The following is a 10,793-nucleotide window of genomic DNA, read 5'->3' as shown; positions in this document are numbered from 1 at the left end:
CTGAGCCAGAGCGCGGTAATCCGCTCCCAGCGTGGCCTGTAGAACCTCTTTCGGATAATCGCCGGTCACCACCGCTTCGCCCATCCGGCGCAGCAGCACCAGGCGTAGACGACCGTCGATCACTTTTTTATCAATTGCCATATGTTCGAGAAAATCAGCTTCGGTCATCTCCGCTGGCGGAATCACCGGCAAACCGGCGCGCTGGAACAGACGAATGCCGCGATCACGCTCCTGCTCGCTGATCCAGCCCAGTCGCGCCGACATTTCCAGCGCCATGACCGTACCCGCTGCAACCGCTTCACCATGCAACCAGACACCATAGCCCATGTGGGTCTCGATGGCGTGGCCGAAGGTGTGGCCAAGGTTGAGCGTGGCGCGCACGCCGGTTTCCTTCTCATCGGCGCCAACCACCGCAGCCTTGGCCGCGCAGGAGCGCTCGATGGCGTACGTCAGGGCCTTCTGGTCCAGCGCACGCAGGGCGTCGACGTTGTCTTCGAGCCAGGTCAGGAACGGTTCGTCGCAGATCAGACCGTATTTGATGACCTCTGCCAGACCGGCGGACAATTCACGCGCCGGCAGAGTATTGAGTGAAGCGGTATCGATCAGCACCACGTTCGGCTGGTAGAACGCGCCGACCATGTTCTTGCCCAGCGGATGGTTGATCCCGGTCTTGCCGCCCACCGACGAATCGACCTGAGACAGCAATGTGGTAGGGATCTGGATGAAATCGACACCGCGCTGGTAGCAGGCAGCTGCAAACCCGGCCATGTCGCCGATCACCCCGCCACCGAGGGCGATCACTGTGGTGCGGCGGTCATGACGGGCCGTCAGCAGGCCGTCGAAGATCAGTTGCAGGGTTTCCCAGTTCTTGAAGGCTTCGCCATCAGGCAACACCACGGAAACCACTGAGAACTGCGTCAGGCTGCGGGTCAGACGTTCGAGATAGAGCGGCGCAACGGTCTCGTTGGAGATGATTGCCACTTGCCGCCCATGGATATGCGGGGCCAGCAGCTCAGGCTGATCCAACAAACCTTCGCCAATATGAATCGGGTAGCTGCGCTCGCCTAAATCGACCTTGAGTGTCTGCATGTGTCCCCACAGTGAAGATGGAAGCAGGCGTCCTGCCCTGAATTATTGGTTATCTGCGATCTATAGCGGGTATGACGCCGCTCGCTCGCCATCCGCCACAACCTCGACGGGCTATGACAGGACGCCGAGGATAGCGCATTTCTCGCGGCGCTTTAACGGGGCGGCAGTTGTTGCAGACGCTCGAGAATATCGAGCACGACCATGCGCGGTGGCCGTTCGTCGGTTTCCACCACCAGATCGGCGATTTCCCGATAGAGCGGATCACGGATCGCCAGCAGGTCGCGCAGGGTTTTTTCGGGATTGGCGGTACGCAGCAACGGGCGGTTGCGATCGCGGGAGGTGCGACCAACTTGCTGCTCGACGGAGGCGTGCAGATACACCACTCGCCCGCCCTCGTGCAGGGCCTTGCGATTGGCATCACGCATCACCGCACCGCCACCGGTCGCCAGCACCACGCCATCGAACGCGCAGAGTTCGGCGATCATCGCCTCCTCGCGGTCACGAAAGCCCGACTCGCCTTCCTTGTCGAAGATCCACGGGATATTGGCGCCCGTGCGCAATTCAATTTCCTTGTCGGAATCTTTGAATGGCAGGCGCAGCTCTTTGGCCAGCAATCGGCCGATGGTGCTTTTTCCAGCCCCCATCGGTCCTACAAGAATCAAATTTCTCACAGAATCAACGACTCACAGCAATCGCCTGGTTATTCAACATCCGCCGAGAGCGAAATACCAGCACCTCGCAATTGTACACCGAAACCACATCACCCCGGAAAAGGCGGCCAAGATACGGCACCTCGCCAAGAAATGGCACCTTATCTACGACCTTGCTCTGAGTATTTGAGAAAACGCCACCAATCACGATGGTCTCGCCGTCGTTCACCAGCACTTTGGCGTTGACTTCGTTCTTCTTGATCGGCGGTACATCCTGGACTTTGTTCAGGTAATCCGGCTCATCCTTGGTGACCTTGACCTCCATGATGATGCGGTTGTCCGGGGTGATCTGCGGCGTCACTTCAAGCGACAGCGAAGCCTCCTTGAACGACACCGACGTGGCGCCGCTGGAGCTGGCTTCCTGATAGGGGATCTCGGTGCCCTTGAGGATCTTCGCGGTTTCCTTGTCGGAGGTGACTACCTTCGGCTGCGAGACGATTTCGCCGTTACCGGTCTTCTCCATGGCGGTCAGTTCGAGGTCGAGCAGCACGTTGTCAGTGATGAATGCGATACCGATACCGGATGTATTTCCGATCGTGCCCATGTCGACGAACGGCGAATTGGTGCTGGTGCTACCCGGCGTGCCAATTGTCGATGAGGTGCCATTACTGACCCCGGAAGTGTTCCAGTTGCCCTTGTTCTGGATCGAACCGCCCCAGCGTACGCCGAGGCTCTTGTCGTAATCGACGTTGGCTTCGACGATCCGCGCCTCGATCATCACCTGGCGCACCGGAATATCCAGTTGCGCCACGATCCGCCGCAGTTCGTCGAGGCGATCCTGAGTCTGGTAGGCAATGATGTTGTTGGTCCGCTCATCGACGGTAATCGAGCCACGCTCGTCGACTTTCGCCTCGGCGCTGGTCACTGACTGGAACAGTTTGGCGATGTCGGCAGCCTTGGCGTAATTCACTTGCAACAGCTCGCGGCGCAGCGGCGCCAGCTCGGCGATCTGTTTCTGCGATTCCAGTTCCTGACGTTCACGTGCAGCAATTTCGTCAGCCGGAGCGACCAGCAACACATTGCCAATCTTGCGCTTGTCGAGACCTTTGGTTTTCAGCACCAGATCCAGCGCCTGATCCCATGGTACGTTTTGCAGGCGCAAGGTGATGCCGCCCTGCACCGTGTCGCTGGCCACCAAATTGAGGTTGGTGAAATCGGCGATCAGTTGCAGCACCGAGCGCACATCGATGTCCTGGAAGTTCAGCGAGAGCTTTTCGCCGCTGTAGCTGTTGCGGTCGGCATTACGCTTCTGCAAGTCATCGACGGTCATCGGGCGGATGCTGACGGTCAGTTTGTTGTCGGTCTGGAAGGTCGAGTAGTCGAACGTGCCGCTGGGCTCGACAGTAATAGTCGCTCGGTCCCCGCTCACCGCCGCATTGACGAACTGCACCGGGGTGGCGAAATCCTTGACGTCGAGGCGCACCCGCAACTTTTCCGGCAATTGCGTGCGGGCAAAGCTGAGGATGATCTTGCCGTCATGCTCCTGAATATCCGGGGCAATGGTCGGGTCCGACAGATCGATGATGACGTTACCTTCTCCGGCAGTGCCACGCTGAAAGTCCACGCCGCGAATCGCTTTGGCTGTGGGTACATAAGCTTTCACCGGGGCTGCGACCGGACGTGCTGCGGGGGTAGCTGGACGCGGTTTAGTCGCCGGGGCGCCCTGCCCGACCACGACGAACAGATTGTTACCTTCAACTCTGGTCGCATAGGGCGACAACTGCGTCAGGCTGATGATCAGCCGCGTACGGTCGTTCGCTTCCACCACAGTGGCGGTGCGGGCATTACCGCTGCCCAACTCTCGGTTCTTGTTCGCCAACTGGCTGGCGATACCCGGCAAATCCAGAGCGATCCGCGCCGGGGATTCGGTGGTGTAACCCTTGGGTTGCGGCGGCGGGCTATCGAACGACAGCTTCAGTTCGACCCGATCCCCCGGCAACGCCGCGACATCGAGCGTCTTCAGATTGGCCGCCTGTACCATCGGCGACAGCAGCGCTATCCATAGCGAAAAACCGAGGGTGGAGAAAATCCTGTTCATTGTTCGACTTCCACTATGAGTGCTCTTTCAAAGGAATGGTGCGCGGACGCTCCAGCCAGGCGCCTTCGCCGTCGGGAACGATTTCGACCACCTCGACTTCCGAGGCGCTGATGGCGACGATGCGTCCGTCGTTGCGCCCCAGGTAGTCGCCGACTTTCAGCCGATGCACCCCGCCCGCGCCACGCAACAGCGCAAAGGAGCCGGAGGCGTTGGAGATCGTGCCGACCATTTCAAACTGCTCGATATTGAAGCCTTCGAGGTACTGCTTGACCCGGTTGGGGTCGGGTTTGACGTTGCGCGAGCCGTGCTTCTGCCCGGCCAGATCGACCCGCACCTGACGCGAAAACGGGCTGCGCAGATTGGCGGCGCTGTAGGTAAACGTCGGGTAGGAGTGGAATGTCGGCGTAGGCTCGATCTTGCCGGGCGGGCGCAGCCGCACCTCGTTCATGTAGGCGTCGAGATCACTGAAATCATCGCCGCCGCCACAACCGCTCAGACCAAACAGCAGCATCGACAACACGAAATAACGGTTCGGGGTCATTTATCCAGCCCCTTGTCGTTATAGCGGTAAGTCTTGGCGAGGATGCTCATGCGCAACTTGGTGCCGCCGTCCGGACTGGCTGGCGCCAGCTCGAAGTCGTGCAAGGTGACAATCCGTGGCAACCCGGCCACACCACTGACGAAGGTGGCGAGGTCGTGATAAGAGCCGGTAACGGTGATCTGGATCGGCAATTCGATATAGAAGGGCTGGGTGACTTCCGGCAGCAACTTGATCTCTTCGAATTCGAGGCCGCTGCCTAATCCCGTACGGGTGATGTCCTCCAGCAATCCCGGAACTTCGGTATCGCTGGGCAGTTGACGCAGAAGCACGCCGAAGGAGTTTTCCATTTCCTTCATCTGCTGGGTGTACAGCTCCAGGTTGGCTGACAGATGTGCCTTGCTGGCGAATTGTTCCTTGAGCGCGCCTTCTTCCAGACGCTTGAGCTGGAGCTGATCTTCCATGTCGCTGATGAAAAAGTTATAGCCAAGCGCCAACACCAGAATCATCAACAATCCGCCCCCCAGCGCTTTTACCGCCGCCGGCCAGGAACCGATATTGCTGGTGTCCAGATCGCTGAAATCAATGTCGCGCAGGCTTTGTAACCATTCGGACGGCTTCATTTTTCAGCCTCCGTCAGAGGTGGCTGAGTCTGACGAACGGTCAGCTGGAAGACATTGGCCTGATCAACCTGACCGGCGGTAGTCGCCTTCACTTCGTTGAGACTCGGCGCGTCGAACCAGTCGGAAGCGTCCAGGTTGCGCATCAGCTCCGAAACCCGGTTGTTCGACTCCGCCGCGCCGCTGATCGAAATCGTCTTGCCGGCCATTTTCACGCTGGTGAAATACACCCCGTCCGGGAGCGTGCGCGCCAGTTGATCGAAGATCCGCCCGCTGATCTGCCGGTTGCCTTGCAGGTCCTGGATGATGCGCATGCGCTCGACCAGTTGCTGACGACGCGCCTTGAGTTCGCTGATCTGCTTGATCCGTTCGTCGACCACCGCAATCTGTTTGCCGATGTAGGCGTTGCGCGCTGCTTGCCGCTCGATGGCGGCGCTGATGATCTGGTCGGCGATAAACACCGCGCCCACCGAACCGACCACCACGCCAATCAGGGCCAGCAGGAAGCGTTTGCGCCGCTCTTCGCGACGCTCTTCGCGCCAGGGTAAAAGGTTGATCCGCGCCATCAGTCGAAACTCCTGAGCGCGAGCCCGCAGGCAATCATCAGGGCCGGCGCGTCACTGGCCAGAGCCCCGGCGTTGACCTTGCTGCTCAAGGCCATGTCGGCGAACGGGTTGGCGACCTGAGTCGGGGTCGAGAGGCGCTGTTCGATCAGGCGATCCAGCCCCGGCACCGATGCGGTGCCACCGGCCAGCAGAATGTGATCGACCGCGTTGTATTGCCCGGAGGCGAAGAAGAACTGCAACGAGCGCGACACTTGTTGCACCAGTGCCTCGCGAAACGGCTGCAAGACCTCACTGACATAGTCGTCCGGCAGACCGCCCTGCTTCTTCGCCAGCCCGGACTGTTCCACGGTCAGGCCGTAGCGTCGCTGAATCTCTTCAGTGAGTTGCCGACCACCGAACAGTTGTTCGCGGGTATAGATGATTCGGCCGTTGTGCAGGACGCTGAGGGTGGTCATGGTCGCACCGATGTCCACCACCGCGACGGTCAGGCGTTCCTGCGAGGCCGCTAATTGGCCAGCGAGCAGGCCGAACGAGCGTTCCAGCGCATAAGCCTCGACGTCCACCACCCGCGCCGTCAAACCGGCGAGCGCCAATGCGGCCTCTCGGACTTCGACGTTTTCCTTGCGACAAGCGGCCAGCAGCACGTTGACTCGTTCCGGGTTGCGCGGCGATACGCCCTGGACTTCGAAATCGATGGCGACTTCGTCAAGAGGGTAGGGAATGTATTGATCGGCTTCGATCTTGAGCTGGTTTTCCAGTTCGTCGTCGGAAAGTCCGGCGTCCATCTCGATGACTTTGGTGATCACCGCTGAACCGGCGACAGCCACCGCCACGCTCTTGAGCCCGGTGCGCGCTTTGACCAGCACCCGCGACAGCGCCTGACCGACGCCTTCAAGCTCGGCGATGTTCTTTTCGACCACGGCATTCGCCGGCAACGGCTCTACCGCGTAGGCCTCGACCCGGTAGCGGTCACCCTGACGGCTCAGTTCCAGCAGCTTCACCGAGGTGGAGCTGATGTCGATCCCCAGTAACGTTTTGGTCTTTTTATTGAAGAGTCCTAGCACTACCAATTCCCTATGACTTTCCGTGAGTTACGGACTCTGTAATGCGCATTGCGTTCCCTGGCCCCGTCTTGACAGCAGCGCAAATGACGCCCCCGGCGGAAAAATGCTTATAATGCCCAGCGATTTTTTCCGCTGTTTACTGCTGGCGCGGGCCGTTCCTCATGTAGCCGCAACCCCGTCGCCAAATTCATTCTTTGCCCTGGATGTCCAAACGCCTTGATTCGTCTGCTGAAATTTTTCGGTTGGTCCATCGTCGCCGTTTTCTGCGGACTGCTTTTAGGTCTCAGCGGCGCGTATCTTTACCTTAGTCCGGGTTTGCCCTCTGTGGAGGCGCTGAGAAGCATTCAGTTGCAGATTCCGCTTCGGGTCTACAGCAGCGATAACAAGTTGATCGCAGAGTTTGGCGAAATGCGCCGTACTCCGATCCGTTTCGCCGACATTCCGCCCAATTTCATTAATGCGTTACTAAGTGCTGAAGACGACAATTTCGCTAACCACTATGGCGTTGATCCGAGCAGCCTGATGCGCGCCGCGACCCAACTGGTCAAAAGCGGACACATTCAGTCCGGCGGTAGCACCATCACCATGCAGGTGGCGAAGAACTTCTTCCTGACCAGCGAACGCAGCTTCTCGCGCAAAACCACTGAAATCCTTCTGGCCCTGCAGATCGAACGTCAGCTGACCAAGGACGAAATCCTTGAGCTGTACGTCAACAAGATCTATCTGGGTAACCGCGCCTACGGCATCGAGGCAGCGGCGCAGGTGTATTACGGCAAGTCGATCCGTGACATCACCCTCGCGCAGATGGCGATGATCGCCGGCCTGCCGAAAGCCCCGTCGCGTTTCAACCCGCTGGCTAACCCGGCGCGCAGTAAAGAACGTCGCGACTGGATTCTCGGCCGCATGTACAAGCTCGGCAAAATCACCGAAGCCGACTACACCACTGCGATCAATGAGCCGCTGAACGCCAGCTATCACGTACCGACGCCGGAAGTGAACGCGCCGTACATCGCCGAGATGGCCCGCGCCGAAATGGTCGGCCGCTACGGCAGCGACGCCTACACCGAAGGTTTCCGCGTTACCACCACGGTGCCGAGCAACCTCCAGGAAATGGCCAACACTGCGTTGCACGAAGGCCTGATGACTTACGATCAGCGCCACGGTTATCGCGGCCCGGAATCGCGCCTGCCGGGTAAAACCCACGAAGCCTGGGCCAGCGAGCTGACCAAACAACGCACGATCAGCAGCCTCGAACCGGCCATCGTCACGCAAGTCGATAAAAACGGCCTGCAAGTGCTGACTCGCACCGGCGAAGAACACGTCGCCTGGGACACCATGAAATGGGCCCGCCCGTTCCTCAATACCAACAGCATGGGTGCGGCACCGCGCCAGCCGTCGGATGTGGCGCAGATCGGCGATCTGATCCGCGTACAGCGTCAGCCGAACAACTCGCTGAAGTTCAGCCAGATTCCGCAGGCGCAAGGCGCTCTGGTGTCGCTGGACCCGCAGAACGGTGCAATTCGCTCGCTGGTCGGCGGTTTTGCTTTCGAGCAGAGCAACTACAACCGTGCCATGCAAGCCAAGCGTCAGCCGGGTTCGAGTTTCAAGCCGTTCGTCTATAGCGCTGCACTGGATAACGGCTACACCGCCGCCACACTGGTCAACGACGCGCCGATCGTGTTTGTCGACGAGTACCTGGACAAGGTCTGGCGTCCGAAGAACGACACCAACACCTTCCTCGGCCCGATCCGTCTGCGTGAAGCGCTGTACAAGTCGCGTAACCTGGTGTCGATCCGCCTGCTGCAAGCGATGGGCGTCGGCAAGACCATCGATTACATCACCCGCTTCGGTTTCAACAAGCAGGATCTGCCGCCAAACCTGTCGCTGGCGCTGGGCACTGCAACCCTGACGCCGATGGAGATTGCCACTGGCTGGAGCGCCTTCGCCAACGGCGGCTTCAAGATCACCCCGTACATCATCGACAAGATTGAAAGCCGTAACGGTGACACGCTGTTCGTCGCCAACCCGCCGACCGTACCGCAAGGTATCTCGGCCACCGATGGCTTCGCAGCGCCTGTCAGCCAGTCGATTACCGTCAACGCTGCGCCGGTACCGGGTGAAGCCCCGGGCAGCGCCGCAGCGCCGCAAACCCCGGCAGTGGCTGAGCGGATTGTCGATGGTCGTACCACCTACATCCTCAACAGCATGTTGCAGGACGTGATCAAGCTCGGCACCGGTCGTCGTGCGCTGGCCATGGGCCGCAGCGACATCGCCGGTAAAACCGGTACCACCAACGAATCGAAAGATGCGTGGTTCTCCGGTTACAACGCCGATTACGTGACCACGGTCTGGACCGGTTTCGATCAGCCGGAAAGCCTCGGTCGCCGCGAGTTCGGTGGCACCGTGGCGCTGCCAATCTGGATGAACTACATGTCGGCGGCGCTGAAAGACAAGCCACCGCATGTTCAGCCGGAGCCGGAAGGCCTGTTGAGCTTGCGGGTTGATCCGGTAAGCGGCCGTGCAGCGTCGCCAAGCACGCCAGGCGCGTACTTCGAGCTGTTCAAGTCGGAAGATACGCCGCCATCGGTGAATGAACTGGGTAACGGCGTAGCGCCAGGCAGCCCGCTGCCAGCGGATGATCAGGCGCCGATCGATCTGTTCTGATCCCTCGCCACTGAAAAGCCCCGCCTTCGTGAGAAGTGCGGGGCTTTTTTATGCCTATGGTTTTACGGTGATTCGACTGGCCTCATCGCTAGCAGGCTAGCTCCCACAGGGAGCAATGCGCAGCACCAAAAAACTGTGGGAGCCAGCCTGCTGGCGATGAGGCCATTACCAGCACCACAAATACTTCAGGCACAAAAAAGCCCCGACTCATGACGAGTCGGGGCTTTTGGTTGAGGCGCTACAACGACTTAGCCGTTGAACACGTCATCCACGCTTTTCAGCGGGTAGTTCTTCGGATACGGCAGGGTTGCCACACCGGTCTCGATTGCGGCTTTGGCCACAGCATCGGAGATCAGGGTGATCAGGCGCTTGTCCATTGGCTTCGGAATGATGTACTCACGACCGAATTCCAGCGGAGCACCGCCGTAGGCATCGCACACGTCCTGAGGAACAGGCAGCTTGGCCAGTTCACGCAGGGCGTTGGCCGCTGCCACTTTCATTTCTTCGTTGATGCGTTTGGCGCGAACGTCCAGAGCACCACGGAAGATGAACGGGAAGCCCAGAACGTTGTTGACCTGGTTCGGGTAGTCCGAACGGCCGGTGGCCATGATCACGTCGTTACGGGTGGCGTGCGCCAGTTCCGGGGAGATTTCCGGATCAGGGTTCGAGCATGCGAAGACGATCGGGTTGGCCGCCATCGACAGCAGGCCTTCAGCGCTCAGCAGGTTCGGGCCGGACAGACCGACGAACACGTCAGCACCTTGCAGAGCGTCTGCCAGGGTGCGTTTTTCGGTCGCGTGAGCGAACACCGCTTTGTACTGGTTCAGGTCGTCACGGCCGGAGTGGATTACGCCGGTACGGTCAACCATGAAGATGTTTTCGATGCGTGCGCCCATGCTCACCAGCAGTTTCATGCAGGAGATGGCCGCAGCGCCGGCGCCCAGGCAGACGATCTTGGCGTCAGCGAGGGTTTTGCCAGCGATTTCCAGGGCGTTGATCATGCCCGCAGCGGTCACGATAGCGGTGCCGTGCTGGTCATCGTGGAATACCGGAATGTCGCACTGCTCGATCAGAGCACGTTCGATCTCAAAGCACTCAGGTGCCTTGATGTCTTCCAGGTTGATACCACCGAAGGTGATGGAAATGCGTTTTACGGTGTCGATGAAGGCTTGCGGGCTTTCGGAATCGACTTCGATGTCGAAAACGTCGATGCCGGCGAAGCGCTTGAACAGTACGCCTTTACCTTCCATAACTGGCTTGGAAGCCAATGGGCCGAGGTTACCCAGGCCGAGAATCGCGGTGCCATCGGAAATGACTGCAACCAGGTTGCCCTTGCCAGTGTATTTGTAGGCCAGTTCAGGATCGCGAGCGATCTCACGCACTGGTTCAGCTACGCCGGGGCTGTAGGCCAGCGACAAGTCGCGAGCGGTAGCAGTGGCCGTGGTGAGCTCGACACTCCGCTTCCCTGGACGAGGATTGGCATGATATTCGAGAGCGGCAGTTT

The 10,793-nt window shown here is 59.6% G+C and carries 9 protein-coding genes; 1 reads left to right on the top strand and 8 read right to left on the bottom strand.

Going from position 1 to position 10,793, the window contains the following annotated elements:
- The 7 genes from aroB to ACIOZM_RS30010 form a co-directional block, all read right to left on the bottom strand.
- The coding region (aroB, locus tag ACIOZM_RS30040; protein WP_401220920.1) for a 3-dehydroquinate synthase at positions 1–1,089 on the bottom strand (1,089 nt) is incomplete at its 3' end.
- A 152-nt stretch (positions 1,090–1,241) separates the two neighbouring features.
- Entirely contained in the window at positions 1,242–1,760 is a 519-nt protein-coding gene (gene aroK / locus ACIOZM_RS30035; RefSeq protein WP_401220918.1) for a shikimate kinase AroK, read from the bottom strand.
- A 4-nt stretch (positions 1,761–1,764) separates the two neighbouring features.
- Positions 1,765–3,837, bottom strand: a complete 2,073-nt coding sequence (gene pilQ, locus ACIOZM_RS30030; protein ID WP_401220916.1) for a type IV pilus secretin PilQ — start codon at positions 3,835–3,837, stop codon at positions 1,765–1,767.
- Between the two features lie 13 nt (positions 3,838–3,850).
- Positions 3,851–4,378 (bottom strand): pilus assembly protein PilP, encoded by a 528-nt coding sequence (locus tag ACIOZM_RS30025; RefSeq protein ID WP_401220913.1) that lies wholly within the window; start codon positions 4,376–4,378, stop codon positions 3,851–3,853.
- The gene (pilO, locus tag ACIOZM_RS30020; RefSeq protein ID WP_401220910.1) at positions 4,375–4,998 is read right to left on the bottom strand and encodes a type 4a pilus biogenesis protein PilO; all 624 of its coding nucleotides are present in this window, start codon (positions 4,996–4,998) and stop codon (positions 4,375–4,377) included. The genes ACIOZM_RS30025 and pilO overlap by 4 nt, the downstream gene beginning before the upstream one ends.
- Entirely contained in the window at positions 4,995–5,561 is a 567-nt protein-coding gene (locus tag ACIOZM_RS30015) for a PilN domain-containing protein (RefSeq protein ID WP_401220907.1), read from the bottom strand. The genes pilO and ACIOZM_RS30015 overlap by 4 nt, the downstream gene beginning before the upstream one ends.
- A complete protein-coding gene (locus ACIOZM_RS30010) occupies positions 5,561–6,625 on the bottom strand; it encodes a pilus assembly protein PilM (RefSeq protein WP_401220904.1) in 1,065 nt (354 codons plus the stop codon). The genes ACIOZM_RS30015 and ACIOZM_RS30010 overlap by 1 nt, the downstream gene beginning before the upstream one ends.
- Before the next feature lie 219 nt (positions 6,626–6,844).
- Here ACIOZM_RS30010 and ACIOZM_RS30005 point away from each other — a divergent pair, with 219 nt between their 5' ends.
- Complete coding sequence (locus tag ACIOZM_RS30005; RefSeq protein WP_401220926.1) at positions 6,845–9,289, top strand: penicillin-binding protein 1A; 2,445 nt, start codon at positions 6,845–6,847, stop codon at positions 9,287–9,289.
- A 248-nt stretch (positions 9,290–9,537) separates the two neighbouring features.
- Here ACIOZM_RS30005 and ACIOZM_RS30000 read toward each other — a convergent pair.
- Positions 9,538–10,793, bottom strand: a 1,256-nt coding sequence (locus ACIOZM_RS30000) for a malic enzyme-like NAD(P)-binding protein (protein WP_401220901.1), incomplete at its 5' end; no start/stop codon positions are given.

Source organism: Pseudomonas sp. NPDC087346 (genome assembly GCF_044744235.1).
Classification (GTDB): Bacteria; Pseudomonadota; Gammaproteobacteria; order Pseudomonadales; family Pseudomonadaceae; genus Aquipseudomonas.
Note: the sequence above shows the minus strand (reverse complement) of the source record. Positions and strands in the feature narration are given on the sequence as shown.

Excerpts from the sequence above, each read along its gene's own strand:
- ACIOZM_RS30015 (WP_401220907.1), bottom strand. The coding sequence starts at position 5,561 with ATGGCGCGGATCAACCTTTTACCCTGGCGCGAAGAGCGTCGCGAAGAG.
- pilO (WP_401220910.1), bottom strand. The coding sequence starts at position 4,998 with ATGAAGCCGTCCGAATGGTTACAAAGCCTGCGCGACATTGATTTCAGC.
- pilQ (WP_401220916.1), bottom strand. The coding sequence starts at position 3,837 with ATGAACAGGATTTTCTCCACCCTCGGTTTTTCGCTATGGATAGCGCTG.
- ACIOZM_RS30025 (WP_401220913.1), bottom strand. The coding sequence starts at position 4,378 with ATGACCCCGAACCGTTATTTCGTGTTGTCGATGCTGCTGTTTGGTCTG.